Here is a 17,105-nt window from a genome sequence, read left to right as displayed (position 1 = left end):
CCAGCCCACGTCCGCCAGGCGTCAAGGAGCCCGCCGAGATGCATTCGATTCGCCAGGCAGAATCCCGCAACAGCGCTACTCGCGCGGTTCAGATCGCCCGTATCGCCATCGAGTCGGTGACGCCGCAGGTCGAGGCGGGCCGCTTCGCCGCCAAGTGCCTGGTCAACGAGCCGCTGGAGGTGCGCGCGGTGATCTTCACCGACGGCCACGACCAGATCGCCGCCTCTGTGCTGTGGCGCCAGGACGGCGAACCGAACTGGCGCCGTGTGCCAATGCGTGCCCAGGGCAATGACCGCTGGCAGGCCTGGCTGACACCCGAGGCACTGGGGCGTGTGGAGTTCGTCATCGAAGCCTGGCAGGACCTCTACGCCAGCTACCACTACGAATTGAAGAAGAAGTACGCGGCCGGCGTGCCGGTAAGCCTGGAAGTACAGGAAGGCGAGCAGTTGTTGCGCGAGATCGGCTCCGGCGCGCCAGCCAGCCTGGCGGAGCGCTTTGTCGAGCTGCTGACGCGTTTCACCGATTGCCAGTCGCTGGACCAGCGCGTGGCCGTGCTGCTCGATCCGCTCACCAGCGAGCTGATGAGCCGCGCCGAGCATCGTCCGCACCTGACGCGCAGCGCACTGTTCCCGCTCGACGTGGACCGCCAGCTGGCCCAGTTCGCCAGCTGGTACGAGCTGTTTCCCCGCTCCGAGAGCGGCGATCCGCAGCGTCACGGCACCTTTCGCGATGTGCAGCGGCGCCTGCCGGACATCGCGGCGATGGGTTTCGACGTGCTGTATTTCCCGCCCATCCATCCCATCGGCCGCACCCACCGCAAGGGGCCGAACAACAGCCTCAAGGCCGGCCCGGATGATCCCGGCAGCCCCTACGCTATCGGCAGCGCGGAAGGCGGGCACGAAGCGGTGCATCCCGAACTGGGCAGCCTGGAAGACTTCCGCGAACTGGTGCAGGCGGCGCGCAACCATGGCCTGGAAGTGGCGCTGGACTTCGCCATCCAGTGTTCGCCCGACCATCCCTGGCTGAAGCAGCATCCGGGCTGGTTCAGCTGGCGCCCGGACGGCACCATCCGCCACGCCGAGAACCCGCCGAAGAAGTACGAGGACATCGTCAACGTCGACTTCTACGCCGAAGCCGCCGTGCCGGAGCTGTGGCTGGCACTGCTGGAGGTGGTGCAGGGCTGGGTGGAGCAGGGCGTCACCCTGTTTCGCGTGGACAACCCGCACACCAAGCCAATGCCGTTCTGGGAATGGCTGATCGCTGAGGTGCGCCGCTCGCACCCCGAGGTGATCTTCCTGGCCGAGGCCTTCACCCGCCCGGCGATGATGGCGCGCCTGGGCAAGCTCGGCTTCGCCCAGAGCTACACCTACTTCACCTGGCGCAACAGCAAGCAGGAACTGGCCGAATACCTCAGCGAGCTGAACGAGTCGCCCTGGCGCGAGTGCTATCGGCCCAACTTCTTCGTCAACACGCCGGACATCAACCCGTACTTCCTGCACCACAGCGGGCGCGCCGGGTTCCTCATCCGCGCCGCGCTGGCAACCATGGGCTCGGGCCTGTGGGGCATGTATACCGGCTTCGAGCTGTGCGAGTCGGCGCCGGTTCCGGGCAAGGAGGAGTACCTCGACTCCGAGAAGTACCAGCTGCGCAGCCGGGACTACCACGCGCCCGGCAACATCGTCGGCGAGATCACCCGGCTCAACCAGATCCGCCGCGACAACCGCGCGCTGCACAGCCACCTCGGCTTCCAGGCTTACACGGCGTGGAACGACAACATCCTGTACTTCGGCAAGCACACCGCCGAACGCGACAACTTCATCCTGGTGGCGGTCAGCCTCGATCCGCACCAGGCCCAGGAAGCGCATTTCGAACTGCCGCTGTGGGAGTTCGGCCTGGCCGACAATGCCGCACTGGAAGGCGAGGACCTGATGACCGGCCACCGCTGGACCTGGCACGGCAAGGTGCAGTGGATGCGCATCGAACCCTGGCACCTGCCGTTCGGCATCTGGCGCGTGCGCCCGGTGCGTTGAGAGGAGTATCGCCATGGCCCGAAGCAAGCCGTTTCTCGACGATCCGCAGTGGTACAAGGATGCGGTGATCTACCAGCTGCACGTGAAGTCGTTCTTCGATGCCAACAATGACGGCATCGGTGACTTCGCCGGGCTGATCGACAAGCTCGACTACATTGCCGAGCTGGGGGTGAACACCCTCTGGCTGCTGCCGTTCTATCCCTCGCCACGCCGCGACGATGGCTACGACATCGCCCTGTACAAGGGCGTGCACCCGGACTACGGCACCCTGGCCGATGCCCGCCGCTTCATCGCCGAGGCGCACAAGCGCGGGCTGCGGGTGATAACCGAGCTGGTCATCAACCACACCTCCGACCAGCACCCCTGGTTCCAGCGCGCGCGGCGTGCCAAGAAGGGTTCCAAGGCGCGCGACTGGTACGTCTGGTCCGACACGGACGACAAGTATCCCGGCACACGGATCATCTTCCTCGACACCGAGAAGTCCAACTGGACCTGGGACCCGGTCGCCGGTCAGTACTTCTGGCACCGCTTCTACTCGCACCAGCCGGACCTCAACTTCGACAACCCGCGGGTGCTGAGCGCCGTGCTCGGGGTGATGCGCTACTGGCTGGACATGGGCGTGGACGGCCTGCGCCTGGACGCGATTCCCTACCTGATCGAGCGCGACGGCACCAATAACGAGAACCTGGCCGAGACCCATGTGGTGCTCAAGCGTATCCGCGCGGCACTGGACGAGCGCTACACCGACCGGCTGCTGCTGGCCGAGGCCAACCAGTGGCCGGAGGACACCCGTCCGTACTTCGGCGGGATGGAAGAAGGCGAGGAGGGCGACGAATGCCATATGGCCTTCCACTTCCCGCTGATGCCGCGCATGTACATGGCCATCGCCCAGGAAGACCGCTTCCCGATCACCGACATCCTGCGCCAGACGCCGGAGATACCGGCCAACAGCCAATGGGCGATCTTCCTGCGCAACCACGATGAGCTGACCCTGGAGATGGTCACCGACGACGAGCGCGACTACCTGTGGAACTACTACGCCGCCGACCACCGCGCGCGCATCAACCTGGGCATCCGCCGGCGCCTGGCGCCGCTGCTGGAGCGTGACCGGCGCCGGGTGGAGCTGCTCAACAGCCTGTTGCTGTCGATGCCCGGCACGCCGGTGCTGTACTACGGCGACGAGATCGGCATGGGCGACAACATCTACCTCGGCGACCGCGACGGCGTGCGCACGCCCATGCAGTGGTCGATGGACCGCAACGGCGGTTTTTCCCGCGCCGACCCTGCCAAGTTGGTGCTGCCGCCGATCATGGACCCGCTGTACGGCTATCAGACCATCAACGTCGAGGCCCAGGCTGGCGACGCCCACTCGCTGCTCAACTGGATGCGCCGCATGCTCGCCGTGCGTAGCCAGCAGAAGGCCTTCGGCCGCGGCGCACTGAAGATGTTGGCACCGAGCAACCGGCGCATCCTCGCCTACCTGCGCGAGTACCGCGGCGTCGATGGCCGCGACGAGAGCATCCTCTGCGTGGCCAACCTGTCGCGGGCAGCGCAGGCGGTGGAGCTGGAGCTGGCCGCCTACGACGGCCGCGTGCCGGTAGAGATGGTCGGCGGCGCGTCGTTCCCGCCAATCGGCGAGATGACCTACCTGCTGACGTTGCCGCCCTATGGTTTCTACTGGTTCTACCTGGCGGATGCCTCACAGATGCCCAGCTGGCACATGGCGCCGGTGGAGCGCATGCCGGAGCTGCCAACCCTGGTGATCAAGCGCGACCTGCAGGAGCTGGCGCAAGCGCCCGCGCGCAAGGTGCTGGAGCAGGACGTGCTAGGCACCTACCTGAGCAAGCGCCGCTGGTTCAGCGCCACCGGTGAGACCGGCACGGCCCCGAGCCTGTCCTACGTGTTGCCCTTCGGCGACCTGGGCGCGCTGGCCGAAGTGACCCTGGACGGCGAGCGTTACCAGCTACCGCTGGCCTATGTCGATGAACGCCCGAGTGGCAACCCGTTGCCGCAACAGCTGGCCCTGGCGCGCCTGCGCCGTGGGCGCCAGGTCGGCCTGCTGACCGATGCCTTCAGCCTGCCGGCATTCACCTACGAGGTGCTCGCCCACCTGCACAGCCGCCAGGTGTTGCAGGGCGAGGGGCAGGAGATCCACTTCCTGGCCACGGTCAATTTTGCCGATTACCAAGCAGTGGCCGGCGAAGAGGTACAGGTGATCTCGTCCGAGCAGTCGAACAGCTCGCTGATCATCGGCGAGCGCATGGTGCTCAAGCTGGTACGCCGGCTGTTCCCGGGCGTGCACCCGGAGGCGGAGATGGGCGGCTTCCTCACCGCCCACGGCTACGCCAATGTCGCGCCGATGCTCGGTGAAGTGCGCCGGGTGGATGGCGAGGGCGAGTCGCACACGTTGATGATCCTGCAGGGTTACCTCGGCAACCAGGGCGATGCCTGGAGCTGGACCCTGAACAATCTGGAACGGGCACTGCGCGACGAATTGACTGGCGGCAGCTCGGTGGTCGACAGCTCGTACGACGCCCTTAGCGAGCTGCGCACCTTCGCCGGCATACTCGGGCAACGCCTGGGCGAGATGCACCTGGTGCTGGCACAGCCCAGCGACGATCCGGACTTCGGCGTGCGCCCGAGTGGCGAGCAGCACAGCGAGCAATGGGGCGAGTCCATCGCCGCCCAGCTACAGCAGGCGCTGGACGCCCTGGACCAAGGCCGCAGCCGCCTGGACGATACCCAGGCACGCGAGCTGGACGGCCTGTTGCAGCAGCGCAACGAACTGCAGCGCCTGGTGCGCGACCTGGCCAGCCTGGCGGCCGGCGGCGTGTGCATCCGCGTGCACGGCGACCTGCATCTGGGCCAGGTGCTGGTAGTGCAGGGCGACGCCTACTTCATCGACTTCGAGGGTGAGCCGAGCCGGCCGCTGGAGCAGCGCCGCCAGCGCCACAGCCCGATGAAGGATGTCGCCGGCATGCTGCGCTCCTTCGACTACGCCGCGGCCCTGGCACTGCGCAACGCCCAGGGAACCGACTCGTCGGAGGAGGCGCAGCAGCGTCGTCAGAGCCTGGTCGCCCGCTACCGCGGGGAGGCGCGCACGGCCTTCTACGACGCCTACCGCCTGGCCGCCGCCGATCTTCCGCACGAATGGCATGCACGTGAAGGCGAGGGCGCCGCACTGGCCCTGTTCAGCCTGGAGAAGGCCGCCTACGAGGTGCTCTACGAAGCCGCCTACCGCCCCGACTGGCTGGGTGTGCCACTGAGCGGGCTGCTGGAACTGCTCCATCAACTACAAGGGCATGGCCGATGAACGACCTGCAACGCTTGCGCCGCGCCGAACATGGCGACCCCTTTGCCTTCCTCGGCCCGCAGCGCGATGAGCGCGGGCCGCTGGTGCGCGCCTGGCTACCCGGCGCGCTGGCGGTGGAGCTGCTCGGCGCAGATAGCGGCGAGGTGCTCGGCGCCATGCATCTGGACGACGCTGCTGGCCTGTTCAGTCTGCCATTGCAGCGTGAGCAGCCTTATCGCCTGCGCGTCCACTGGCCGGACGGCGAGCAGGAGGTCGAGGACCCGTACTCGTTCGGCGCGCTGCTCGGCGAGATTGACCTGTACCTGTTCGCCGAAGGTAACCACCGCCAGCTGGGGCAATGCCTGGGCGCGCAGCCCATCGAGATCGACGGCGTGCCCGGCGTACGTTTCGCCGTCTGGGCGCCCAACGCCCGGCGGGTCTCGGTGGTCGGCGGCTTCAATGGCTGGGACGGTCGCCGCCACCCGATGCGCCTGCGCTACCCGAGTGGCGTGTGGGAGCTGTTCATCCCGCGCCTGGCGATCGGCGAGGTGTACAAGTACGAGATTCTCGCCTCTGACGGCGTACTGCCATTGAAGGCCGACCCGCTGGCGTTGCAGGGCGAGGCGCCGCCGGCGACCGGCTCGCGGGTCGCCGCGCCACTGCAGTTCGACTGGAACGACGAGGACTGGCTCGCCAAGCGCCGCGAACACCAGGGCCATGACCGGCCACTGAGCATCTACGAGATACACGTGGGCTCCTGGCAGCATGTGGACGAGCGCCCGCCGACCTGGGCCGAGCTGGCCGAGCGCCTGATTCCCTACGTGCTGGACATGGGCTTCAGCCATATCGAGCTGCTGCCGGTGATGGAGCATCCGTTCGGCGGCTCCTGGGGCTATCAGCCGCTGTCGATGTTCGCACCGACCTCGCGCTACGGCTCGCCGGCCGACTTCGCCGCCTTCGTCGACGCCTGCCACCGCGCCGGCATCGGCGTGATCCTCGACTGGGTGCCGGCCCACTTTCCCACCGACGAGCACGGCCTGGCGCGCTTTGACGGCACCGCGCTGTACGAGTACGAGCACCCCTTCGAGGGCTTCCATCAGGACTGGGACACCTTCATCTACAACCTCGGGCGCATCGAGGTGCACGGCTTCATGCTGGCCTCGGCGTTGCACTGGCTGCGCACCTTCCACATCGATGGCCTGCGCGTGGATGCGGTGGCCTCGATGCTCTACCGCGACTACTCGCGCAAGGAAGGCGAGTGGATTCCCAATCGTCATGGCGGCCGCGAGAATCTCGAGGCCATCGAGTTCCTGCGCCACCTCAATGAGGTAGTGGCGAGCGAGGCGCCGGGCGCGCTGGTGATAGCCGAAGAGTCCACCGCTTGGCCCGGGGTCAGCCGGCCCAGCGTCGAAGGCGGTCTGGGCTTCGCCTACAAGTGGAACATGGGCTGGATGCACGACAGCCTGGCCTATATCCAGCAGGACCCGGTGCACCGCAGTTTCCATCACCACCAGATGACCTTCGGCCTGATCTACGCCTTCTCCGAGCAGTTCATCCTGCCCATCTCGCATGACGAGGTGGTGCACGGCAAAGGCTCGCTGCTGGGCAAGATGCCCGGCGACCGCTGGCAGCAGTTCGCCAACCTGCGCCTATTCCTCAGCTTCATGTGGATGCATCCGGGCAAGAAGCTGCTGTTCATGGGCTGCGAGTTCGGCCAGTGGCGCGAGTGGGATCACGACCAGCAGCTCGACTGGTACCTGCTGCGCTTTGCCGAACATGCCGGCGTGCAGCGCCTGGTGCGCGAGCTCAACCGGTTGTACCGCGACTATCCGGCCCTGCATCGCCTGGATGGTCGTTCGGAGGGCTTCCGCTGGCTGATCGGCGATGACCAGCGCAACAGCGTATTCGCCTGGTTGCGCCAGGCCGACGGCGAGCCGCCGTTACTGGTGGTGCTCAACTGCACGCCGCTGCCGCGCAATGGCTACCACGTCGGCGTGCCACAGCGGGGCCGCTGGCAGGTGCTGCTCAACAGTGACGATGAGCAGTTCCTTGGCTCTGGCGCCGGCAGCCGAGGCGAGCGGGAGTGCTCGGTGGAATCGGCCCACGGCCAGCCACAGTCGCTCAACCTCGACCTGCCGCCGCTGGGCGTGCTGGTGCTCGCGCCGCTCTGAGCCAAGTCATTGATCTGCAAGCCGACCGCCCATCGGGTAGGTGGAACACCCCTCGAAGCGGTCCGGTCGATTCCCATAGGCGGCGCAGGCCGGACCCGCGCCTCTACTGTCATCATCCACAGCAGTCGGCACTGCCGGCAAAGGAAGCAAGCGATGAGCGATACCCTCAAAGACACCATCAAGGTCCTCAACAACCTGATCGAAACCAGCAAGGACGGCGAAGCCGGGTTCCGCACCTGCGCCAAGGACGTCAAGGACGCGCAGCTGCAGTCGCTGTTCAGCAACCGTTCGCGCGAGTGCGCCGCCGCTGCCGGTGAATTGCAGGGCCTGGTGCTGGAGCTGGGTGGCAAGCCGGAAGACAGCACCAGCGTCGGCGGCGACATGCATCGCCGCTGGGTCGACCTCAAGGCGCTGGTCACCGGTAAGAGCGACGAAGCCATCCTCAACGAGTGCGAGCGCGGCGAGGACGTGGCCAAGAAGCACTACTCCGAGGCGCTGAAGGAAACCAGCCTGCCAGTGAAGGTCCGCGAGGTGGTGCAGCGCCAGTACAACGGCGTGCTGCGCAACCACGACCAGATCAAGGCGCTGCGTAATATCGCCCGCGCCAGCTGATCGAGCTGTACCCCGCACAAGCGGCCGGCATTTGCCGGCCGTTTTCGTTTTCTTGAGCGCAAAAAAATCCCCACGGCCAGGAGCAGCCGTGGGGAGCGCAATGGCCGACAAAGGGCAGGGTCGACCCAGGAGGGACTGGGTGGCCTGAGCAGGCTCGGGCCGAATGTGGATCAGGCGCTCGGCTGCCAGCCTCCGCCGAGGGCCTTGTAGATGGCGACGATGCCGCGGTACAGCTCGATCTCGGCCAGGGCCTGGGCGTCTTCGGCGGCCAGGCGCTCGCGCTCGGCGTCGAGCAGCACGAGGAAGTCCTCGGTGCCTTCGCGGTAGCGCACTGCGGCCTGGGCTGCCGCTGCGCGGCTGGCTTCGGACTGGCGCACCAGCGAGACCAGACGTTGCTGGCGCTTGGCGTAATCGCTGAAGGCGTTTTCCGACTCTTCCAGAGCCAGCAGCACCTGCTGCTCGTAGCTGGCCAGGGCGCCATCGGCGTCGGCCTCGGCGCCGCGCAGGCGAGCCCGCACGCTGCCCAGGTCGAACGCCGCCCAACTGATGGTCGGTGCCACGCCCCAGGCCCGCGCATCGGCGGCGCCGAGTTGCGAGCCACGCCCGGCGGTAAAGCCGAGGAAGCCGGATAGGCTGACCCGTGGGAACAGGTCGGCGGTAGCTACCCCGACGTTGGCGGTGGCGGCGGCCAACTGGCGTTCGGCCACGCGCACGTCCGGACGGCGTCGCAGCAGCTCGGCCGGATCACCGATCGGCAGTGCCTTGGCGATCATCGGCAGCGGCTTGGCCGACAGGTCGACGGTCAGCTGTTCCGGACGCTGGCCGAGCAGGGTGGCGATACGGTGACGGGCACGCGCCTCTTCGGCCTGCAGTTGCGGCAGGCTGGCTTCGGTGGCGGCCAGGCGTGCGTCGCTGCGCAGCACGTCCAGCTCGCTGCCGACGCCGGCGTCGCGCAGTTGCTCGGTGAGGCCACGCGACTCCTGCTGGTTCTTCAGGTTGTCACGGGCGATCCGCTCGCGCAGCTGGGCGCCACGCAGGTTGCCGTAGGCGTCCACCAATTCGGCGATCAGGCTGACCTGCAGCTGGTACAGCTCGGCCTCGGCCGCTTCGCTCTGCGCGTCGCTGGCTTCGATGGTGCGCTGGATACGGCCGAACAGGTCGAGCTCCCAGGCCATGTCCAGGCCCAGGTCGTAACGCTCCTGGCGGATGCGCTCCTCGCTGGTCGGCGGTTGCTGGGCCTTGCCGAACTCGCCACTGGCGCGGCTGGTGATCACCGGCATCTGGTCGTTACCGACATCGTCACGGATGGCGCGGGCGGCACGCAGGCGGGCGAAGGCCACCCGCAGCTCGCGGTTTTCCTTGAGCGACTGCTGGACCAGCTGGCTCAGGGTCGGGTCTTCGAACTGCTGCCACCAGGCCGATTCGAAATCGGTGCGGTCGTAGTCGCCGGCCTCCAGCGCAGTGATCTGCGCTGGCTGGGTTTCTGGCGCCTTGTAGTCCGGGCCGACGGCACAGGCACTGACCGCGAGGGCGAGCAGGGCGGGAATCAACGGCTTCATGCATGCACCTCGTGAGCGATCTGGTTGGCCTTGCGTGCTTCGCGCTTCTCCACGAAGGCGCGGATCAGCACGTAGAACACAGGGGTCAGGAGCAGACCGAAGAAGGTCACGCCGATCATCCCGCTGAATACCGCCACGCCCATGGCATGGCGCATTTCGGCACCGGCGCCGCTTGAGAGCACCAGGGGCACCACGCCCATGATGAAGGCGATGGAGGTCATCAGGATCGGGCGCAGACGCAGGCGGCAGGCTTCCAGCACCGCGCTGATGCGGTCGAGGCCTTCTTCCTGTTTCTCCTTGGCGAACTCGACGATGAGGATGGCGTTCTTGCATGCCAGGCCCACCAACACGATCAAACCAATCTGGGTGAAGACGTTGTTGTCGCCGCCGGCCAGGATCACCCCGACGATGGCGGAGAACAGCACGGTCGGCACGATCAGGATCACCGCCAGCGGCAGGCTCCAGCTCTCGTACTGGGCAGCCAGCACTAGGAAGGCCAGCAGCACGCAGAGCGGGAAGATGAAGATCGCGGTGTTGCCGGCGAGGATCTGCTGGTAGGTCAGCTCGGTCCACTCGTAGGTCATGCCGTTGGGCAGCTCCTCCTTGAGCAGCTTGGCGATGGCCGCTTCGGCCTGGCCGGAGCTGTAGCCGGGAGCTGCCGCACCGTTGATCTCGGCGGTGAGGAAGCCGTTGTAGTGCATCACGCGATCAGGACCTGCGCTGTTGTCCACCTTGACGAAGGTCGACAGCGGGATCATCTCGCCACGGTTGTTGCGCACCTTGAGCTGGCCGATCTGCTCGGGCTCCAGGCGGAACTGCTGGTCGGCCTGGACGTTGACCTGGTAGGTGCGGCCGAAGCGGTTGAAGTCGTTGGCATACAGCGAACCCAGGTACACCTGCATGGTGTCGAAGATGTCGCTGATGGCCACGCCGTGGGTCTTGGCCTTCTCGCGGTCGATGTTGGCATCGATCTGCGGCACGTTGACCTGGTAGCTGGTGAACACCGACATGGGGTTCAGCTCCGGCAGCGCGCGCGCCTTGGCCAGGATGTTCTGGGTCTGCTTGTACAGCTCCTCGTAGCCGAGGCTGCCGCGGTCCTGGATCTGCAGACGGAAGCCACCGATGGTGCCGAGACCCTGTACGGGAGGCGGCGGGAAGATGGCGATGTAGGCATCCTGGATATCGGCGAACTGCGCGTTCAGCTCGGCGGCGATGGCATTGGCCGAGAGGCTCGGGTCCTTGCGCTCATCGAACGGCTTGAGCGGGGTGAACACGATGCCGCTGTTCGGGCTGTTGGTGAAGCCGTTGATCGACAAGCCTGGGAAGGCCACGGTGTTCTCCACGCCCGGGTGCTTGCCGGCGATTTCCGACATGCGCTTGATCACGTCCTCGGTACGGTCGAGGGTGGCGGCGTCCGGCAGCTGGGCGAAGGCGACCAGGTACTGCTTGTCCTGCTGCGGCACGAAACCGGTCGGGGTGCTGGAGAAGCCCAGGTAGCCGAGCGCCAGCAGGCCGCCATAGACGAACAGGGCGATCGAGCTGCCCCGCAGCACGCGCTTCACGGTGCAGACGTAGCCATGGCTGGCGCGGTCGAAGAAGCGGTTGAACGGGTTGAACAGCCAGCCGCCGAACAGCTTGTCGAGCACGCGGGAGAAGCGGTCCTTCGGCGCGTGGTGATCCTTCAGCAGCACGGCAGCCAGGGCCGGCGACAGGGTCAGCGAGTTGAACGCCGAGATCACGGTGGAGATGGCGATGGTCAGCGCGAACTGCTGGTAGAACTGCCCGGTGAGGCCGGAGATGAACGCGGTCGGCACGAACACGGCGCACAGCACCAGGGCGGTGGCGACGATGGGGCCGGTCACTTCCTTCATGGCCTGGCGGGTGGCATCGATGGGCGACTTGCCCAGGCCTATGTTCCGTTCGACGTTCTCCACCACGACGATGGCGTCGTCCACCACGATGCCGATGGCCAGCACCAGGCCGAACAGCGACAGGGCGTTGAGAGAGAAGCCGAACAGGTGCATCACGGCGAAGGTACCGATCAGCGACACCGGCACGGCGGCCAGCGGGATGATCGAGGCGCGCCAGGTCTGCAGGAACAGGATCACCACCAGCACCACCAGCACGATGGCTTCGAGCAGGGTGTGTACTACCGCCTCGATGGATCCACGCACGAAGATGGTCGGGTCGTAGACGATCTCGTAGTCCACGCCCTGGGGGAAACTCTTCTTCAGTTCGGCCATGCGTTCGCGCACCGAGTCGGAGATCTCGATGGCGTTGGAGCCGGGGCGCTGGAATACCGGGATGGCCACGGCCGGCTGGTTGTTCAGCAGCGAGCGCAGGGCGTACTGGTTGGAACCCAGCTCGACGCGGGCGATGTCCTTCAGGCGAGTGATCTCGCCATCGTCACCGGCGCGGATGATGATGTTCTCGAACTCTTCCTCGCTGACCAGGCGGCCCTGGGTGTTGATCGACAGCTGGAAGCTGTTGCCGGCATCGGTGGGCGGCGCGCCGAGGGCACCGGCAGCGACCTGGCGGTTCTGTTCGCGGATGGCGTTGACCACGTCGGTGGCGGTGAGGTTGCGCGAAGCCACCTTGTTCGGGTCGAGCCACACACGCAGCGAGTAGTTGCCCATGCCGAACAGCTGCACGTCGCCCACACCGTCCAGGCGCGCCAGCTCGTCCTTGACGTTGAGCGCGGCGTAGTTGGACAGGTAGAGCATGTCGTAGCGGTTATCCGGCGAGGTCAGGTGCACTACCATGGTCAGGTCCGGAGAGGCCTTGTCCACGGTCACGCCGAGCCGCTGCACTTCGGTGGGCAGGGTCGGCATGGTGCGGGTCACGCGGTTCTGTACCTGCACCTGCGCGTTATCCAGGTCGGTACCCAGGGCGAAGGTGATGGTCAGGGTCAGCTTGCCGTCGTTGGTCGACTGCGAGGACATGTAGAGCATGCCTTCCACACCGACGATGGCCTGTTCCAGCGGCGAAGCGACGGTCTCACCGATCACCTTGGGGTTGGCGCCGGGGAAGTTGGCGCGCACCACCACGGTGGGCGGCACCACTTCCGGGTATTCGCTGATCGGCAGCTGGAACAGCGAGATCGCACCGGCGATCAAGACCAGCAGGGACAGCACGGCCGCGAAGATCGGCCGCTTGATGAAGAACTGGGAGAAGTTCATGAAGTTCTACCTCAGCCGCGCGGTGCGTTGCTGGATTTGACTTGTTTGTCGGCTACGCGCGGAGCGTCGCGGCCATCCACGGCCTGGCGCAGGTTGGCGAGCTGGGCGAGGGTGGCCTCGTCGGCCATCGGCACCGCTTGCGGTTCGACGGTGGCACCGGGCATGGCGCGCTGCAGGCCGTTGACCACGATCTTCTCGCCCTTGGCCAGGCCGGTACGGACGATGCGCAGGCCTTCCAGCTTCGGGCCGAGCTCGATGGCGCGGTAGTTCACGGTGTTGTTCTCACCGAGGACCAGGACGAATTTCTTGCCCAGGTCGGTACCGACCGCGTCGTCCTTGATCAGCGCAGCTGGGTAGGTGCTGCTGCCGACCAGCTTGAGGCGGGCATACAGGCCGGGGGTGAACTCGCCCTTGCTGTTGTCGAACACGGCGCGGCCACGGATGGTGCCGGTGCGCGGGTTGACCTGGTTGTCGAGGAAGTCCAGCTGGCCCTGGTGCGGGTGACCGGCTTCGCTGGTCAGGCCCAGGTACACCGGGCTGGCGCCACGGGCATCGCTACCGGCCTTGCGCGCCAGCTCGACGTACTTGAGGAACACGCGCTCGTCAGCGTCGAAGTAGGCGTAGACCTTGTCGGTGGAGACCACCGAGGTCAGCAGCGACTCGCCGGCGTTGACCAGGTTGCCCGAGGTGATTTCGGCGCGGCTGACGCGGCCATCGATCGGTGCGGTGATGCGGGTGAAACCGAGGTTGAGCTGGGCGTTGTCCAGTTGCGCCTGAACGGCAGCGACCTGCGCCTGGGCAGCGGTGGCGGCACTGCTGCGCGCGTCGGCCAGTTCCGCGGAGATGGCATTGCTCTGGCGCAGGCGATCGCCACGACGGGCTTCGTTGGCGGTACGGGTGTAATCGGCGCGGGCCTGTTGCAGCTGCGCTTGCAGGCGCTTGACCTCGGCCTCGAAGGGGCGCGGGTCGATCTGGAACAGCAGGTCGCCTTTCTTCACCAGGCTGCCTTCGTCGAAGGCAACGCGGTCGATGTAGCCGGAGACGCGTGGGCGGATATCGACGGACTCCGGAGCCTCGAGGCGGCCGGTGAACTCATCCCACTCGTTGATTGGCTGTTCGATCACCTCGGCAACGCTGACCTTGGCGGCTGCAGCCTGCTGGCTGGCTTCTTCGCCCTTGCCGCAGGCGCTCAGCGCCAGGGCTGCGGTGATGGCCAGGGGCAGGCCCCAGGAGATATTGCGTGACTGTTCCATGTTTGACTCCGCCAGTCGGATTTGTGAATGGGGCGGAGTCTGATTTGGCGGCTTTGATGAGACTAATCGAACGCTGCGAAGTTGAACATCATCCGTAATGATGATTCAGCCTCTTGCGTTAATAGTTTCTGCAGCCCGCGTGATAGAGGGCTCGCGCGGAGTCAGGCGAGGCTGTCCGGATCGCCGCAGAACATCTGGATGCGCGAACGCAGCCAGCGCTCGGCAGGATCATTGTCCTGGGCGCCGCGCCAGCACATGTGCAGCTCGAAGGTGCGGCTATCCAGCGGCAGGTCCTCGGCACGCAGGCCGCCGGCGGCGGTGAGCGCGGCGGCGGTGTAGTCCGGCACGGTGGCCAGGATGTCGGTACCGGACAGCAGGGTGCCTAGGCCGTTGAACTGCGGCACGGCAAGCACCACGCGGCGCTTGCGGTCGAGCTTCTCCAGTTCCTCGTCGATGAAGCCGCTGAGGTCGCCGGCGAACGACACCAGTGCATGCGGGCGTGCACAGAAGTCGTCGAGGGCGATGTTGCCCGGCACGCTGTCGGCGCGCAGCAGGCGTGGCTTGCTGCGGCGCAGTACCTTGCGCTTGGCGTTGGCCGGCAGCTCATCGGTGTAGCTAACGCCTACCGATATTTCACCGGAGGCCAGCAGGTTGGGCATCAGCAGGTAGTTGGCACGGCGAATCACCAGCACCACGCCAGGGGCTTCGGCACGCAGGCGGCGGAGCAGGGGCGGCAGCAGGGCGAATTCGACGTCGTCGGACAAACCGATGCGGAACACCGCTTTGCTGGTGGCAGGGTCGAAGTCGGTGGCGCGGCTGACTGCGGTGGAAATGGAATCGAGCGCTGGCGAGAGCAGGCCGAAGATCTCGTTGGCCCGCGCGGTCGGCTCCATGCTGCGGCCGGTCCGCACGAACAGGGGATCATCGAACAGGCTGCGCAGGCGGGCGAGGGCGGCGCTGATCGCCGGCTGGCCAAGGAACAGTTTTTCCGCAGCACGCGTCACGCTGCGCTCGTGCATCAGCGTTTCGAACACGATCAGCAGGTTCAGGTCGACACGGCGCAGGTCGTTGCGATTCATGCTCGGCATCCATTCGGGAACCTGCGAAAGGTGCGGCCGCGCGGAGCCGCCGTCAAGTCCGCGAGCGTGGTGAAGCTGAACCTGTGCCGCTTATGGATCATCCATATTTATGGTGACTATCAATCTGTGCGGGTAGTTTTGCTGGAAAAGCCCGTATAGAGTCCGTGGCCATAGCAATATGAAGGCGAGGTGTTTGATGTCCCGCATGATCCGTTTCCACCAGTTCGGCGATGCCAGCGTGCTGCGTCTGGAGGATATGCCGACGCCCAAACCAGGCCCCGATGAGGTGCTGGTACGTACCCAGGCACTCGGCGTCGGCTGGCGCGATGTGCTGTGGCGGCAGAGCCTGTCGCCGGACGAGGCCGTCCAACTGCCTGCCGGCGTCGGCTTCGAGCTGGCCGGTGTAGTCGAGGCCGTCGGCGCCGATGTCACGGACTTCACTCCCGGCATGGCCGTGGCCAGCTTCCCGGCTTTCAGCCCCAACCAGTACCCGGCCTGGGGTGATCTGGTGCTGATGCCACGCAATGCGCTGACCCGTTATCCCGACGTGCTCAGCCCGAGCGAGGCGGCCGTGCACTACACGCCCTACATGCTGGCCTACTTTGCCCTGGTCGAACTGGCCGAGGTGCAGCCGGGGCAGCGCGTGCTGATCACCGAAGCCGCCCACTGCCTGGCGCCACAAGCCGTGCAGATGGCCAAGGCGCTGGGCGCCGAAGTCATCGCCGCCACCAGCGAAGGCGCGACCCGTGCCTACCTGCGTGAACTGGGCGCCGACAAGGTGATCGACACCGAGGAGCAGGACCTGGTCCTGGAAGTCGAGCGCTTCACCGACGGCAAGGGCGTAGAAGTGGTGCTGGACCAGTGCGCCGGCCCGCAGATGAAACTGCTCGGCGACGTCGCGGCGACCCGCGGCAAGCTGATCATCTACGGCGTCAACGGCGGCAACGATGCAGCCTTCCCGGCCTGCGCGGCGTTCAAGAAGCACCTGCAGTTCTTCCGTCACTGTGTGCTGGACTTCACCGGCCAGCCGGAATTGGGCCTGCAGCGTGACGAGGCAGCGGTGCAGCGCGCGCTGACGCGGATCAACCAGATGACCGCCGACCGCCTGCTCAAGCCGAGCATTTCCAGAAGCTTCGACTTCACCGATTTCGTCGCTGCCAACGAGTTCATGGAGACCTGTCCGGCCGGTGGGCGAGTGGTGATGACGCTGGATGCGTGATCACCAGCTATGATGGCTAAACGCCGCCTTCGGGCGGCGTTTTCATTGGGAGAAAGAAAAGATGAATGCCAGCATTGAAATGATAAGAATTATCATTAAGATGCGCAGCAGACTGCGGCCGAGGATCGGGCTATGGGAATGTTGGGCAGTTGGGGGGACTTCGGCAGCACGCCGGTAGCATCGCCCCAAGACGTCAAGGAAAATGGGCTGGAGAGCCTGTACACCGGCCACCGCCGGGTGCTGATCGATGCCGCCCAGAGCGTGCTCGGTTGCCGCGCGCGGGCCGAAGATGTGGTGCACGACGCCTTCCTCAAACTATGGGAAAGCGGCGACCGTCACGCCATCGAAGACCCGCTGCGCTACCTGTTCCGCATGGTGCGCAACCTGTCGATCGACCGTCTGCGTCGCCATGCGCTGGAAGGTCGCTACAGCGCCGACGATGAGCTGCTCGACGAACTGCCAGCACCGCAGTCCGGCCCCGAGCAGCGGGCCATCGGCCAGCTCGAGTGGCAGCGCCTGCAACTTGCCCTCGGCGAACTGCCCGAGCGTACCCGCACGGTGTTCACCATGAGCCAGCTGGAAGGTTACAGCCAGCGCGAGGTGGCGAGCCATCTCAGCGCTTCGCCGACCCTGGTGCATTTCCTCCTGCGTGACGCCCTTAGCCATTGCCGCAGCCGCCTCGAACCCGAGGCGGCCTGACTCCCGTCGTTC

Annotated in this window: 10 protein-coding genes; 6 read left to right on the top strand and 4 right to left on the bottom strand. The window is 66.2% G+C overall.

From position 1 onward, the window contains the following. Positions 1–38 precede the first annotated feature (38 nt). From PTT45_RS12495 to PTT45_RS12480, 4 genes are all read left to right on the top strand, one after another. The gene (locus PTT45_RS12495; protein ID WP_273813617.1) at positions 39–2,030 is read left to right on the top strand and encodes an alpha-1,4-glucan--maltose-1-phosphate maltosyltransferase; all 1,992 of its coding nucleotides are present in this window, start codon (positions 39–41) and stop codon (positions 2,028–2,030) included. 13 nt (positions 2,031–2,043) lie between these two features. Further along, the gene (gene treS / locus PTT45_RS12490) at positions 2,044–5,343 is read left to right on the top strand and encodes a maltose alpha-D-glucosyltransferase (RefSeq protein ID WP_273813616.1); all 3,300 of its coding nucleotides are present in this window, start codon (positions 2,044–2,046) and stop codon (positions 5,341–5,343) included. Continuing rightward, complete coding sequence (gene glgB, locus PTT45_RS12485) at positions 5,340–7,493, top strand: 1,4-alpha-glucan branching protein GlgB (RefSeq protein ID WP_273813615.1); 2,154 nt, start codon at positions 5,340–5,342, stop codon at positions 7,491–7,493. Before treS ends, glgB begins: the two co-directional genes overlap by 4 nt. A gap of 153 nt (positions 7,494–7,646) precedes the next feature. Next, a complete protein-coding gene (locus tag PTT45_RS12480; protein ID WP_273813614.1) occupies positions 7,647–8,105 on the top strand; it encodes a PA2169 family four-helix-bundle protein in 459 nt (152 codons plus the stop codon). A gap of 170 nt (positions 8,106–8,275) precedes the next feature. On the opposite strand, the gene PTT45_RS12475 is transcribed toward PTT45_RS12480, so the two are convergent. The 4 genes from PTT45_RS12475 to PTT45_RS12460 all read right to left on the bottom strand — a co-directional run bounded on the left by PTT45_RS12475 (position 8,276) and on the right by PTT45_RS12460 (position 15,175). Continuing rightward, positions 8,276–9,664, bottom strand: coding sequence for an efflux transporter outer membrane subunit (locus PTT45_RS12475; protein WP_273813613.1), 1,389 nt, complete (start codon positions 9,662–9,664; stop codon positions 8,276–8,278). After that, the gene (locus PTT45_RS12470) at positions 9,661–12,843 is read right to left on the bottom strand and encodes an efflux RND transporter permease subunit (RefSeq protein WP_273813612.1); all 3,183 of its coding nucleotides are present in this window, start codon (positions 12,841–12,843) and stop codon (positions 9,661–9,663) included. Before PTT45_RS12470 ends, PTT45_RS12475 begins: the two co-directional genes overlap by 4 nt. Before the next feature lie 11 nt (positions 12,844–12,854). Continuing rightward, the gene (gene mexE, locus PTT45_RS12465; protein WP_273813611.1) at positions 12,855–14,096 is read right to left on the bottom strand and encodes a multidrug efflux RND transporter periplasmic adaptor subunit MexE; all 1,242 of its coding nucleotides are present in this window, start codon (positions 14,094–14,096) and stop codon (positions 12,855–12,857) included. A gap of 161 nt (positions 14,097–14,257) precedes the next feature. Next, on the bottom strand, positions 14,258–15,175 hold the full coding sequence (locus PTT45_RS12460) for a LysR family transcriptional regulator (RefSeq protein ID WP_273813610.1): 918 nt from the start codon (positions 15,173–15,175) through the stop codon (positions 14,258–14,260). Between the two features lie 196 nt (positions 15,176–15,371). Between PTT45_RS12460 and PTT45_RS12455 the strand changes: the two genes are divergently transcribed. Beyond that, positions 15,372–16,394 (top strand): zinc-dependent alcohol dehydrogenase family protein, encoded by a 1,023-nt coding sequence (locus PTT45_RS12455; RefSeq protein WP_273813609.1) that lies wholly within the window; start codon positions 15,372–15,374, stop codon positions 16,392–16,394. A 132-nt stretch (positions 16,395–16,526) separates the two neighbouring features. Next, the gene (locus tag PTT45_RS12450) at positions 16,527–17,093 is read left to right on the top strand and encodes a sigma-70 family RNA polymerase sigma factor (RefSeq protein WP_273813608.1); all 567 of its coding nucleotides are present in this window, start codon (positions 16,527–16,529) and stop codon (positions 17,091–17,093) included. Positions 17,094–17,105 lie beyond the last annotated feature (12 nt).

The sequence above is a fragment of the Pseudomonas sp. Gutcm_11s genome (assembly GCF_028649395.1).
GTDB lineage: Bacteria > Pseudomonadota > Gammaproteobacteria > Pseudomonadales > Pseudomonadaceae > Aquipseudomonas.
The sequence above is the reverse complement of the archived record's forward strand: the minus strand, read 5'-3'. Positions and strand labels throughout refer to the sequence as shown.

Excerpts from the sequence above, each read along its gene's own strand:
- PTT45_RS12495 (WP_273813617.1), top strand. The coding sequence starts at position 39 with ATGCATTCGATTCGCCAGGCAGAATCCCGCAACAGCGCTACTCGCGCG.
- treS (WP_273813616.1), top strand. The coding sequence starts at position 2,044 with ATGGCCCGAAGCAAGCCGTTTCTCGACGATCCGCAGTGGTACAAGGAT.
- glgB (WP_273813615.1), top strand. The coding sequence starts at position 5,340 with ATGAACGACCTGCAACGCTTGCGCCGCGCCGAACATGGCGACCCCTTT.
- PTT45_RS12480 (WP_273813614.1), top strand. The coding sequence starts at position 7,647 with ATGAGCGATACCCTCAAAGACACCATCAAGGTCCTCAACAACCTGATC.
- PTT45_RS12475 (WP_273813613.1), bottom strand. The coding sequence starts at position 9,664 with ATGAAGCCGTTGATTCCCGCCCTGCTCGCCCTCGCGGTCAGTGCCTGT.
- PTT45_RS12470 (WP_273813612.1), bottom strand. The coding sequence starts at position 12,843 with ATGAACTTCTCCCAGTTCTTCATCAAGCGGCCGATCTTCGCGGCCGTG.
- mexE (WP_273813611.1), bottom strand. The coding sequence starts at position 14,096 with ATGGAACAGTCACGCAATATCTCCTGGGGCCTGCCCCTGGCCATCACC.
- PTT45_RS12460 (WP_273813610.1), bottom strand. The coding sequence starts at position 15,175 with ATGAATCGCAACGACCTGCGCCGTGTCGACCTGAACCTGCTGATCGTG.
- PTT45_RS12455 (WP_273813609.1), top strand. The coding sequence starts at position 15,372 with ATGTCCCGCATGATCCGTTTCCACCAGTTCGGCGATGCCAGCGTGCTG.
- PTT45_RS12450 (WP_273813608.1), top strand. The coding sequence starts at position 16,527 with ATGGGAATGTTGGGCAGTTGGGGGGACTTCGGCAGCACGCCGGTAGCA.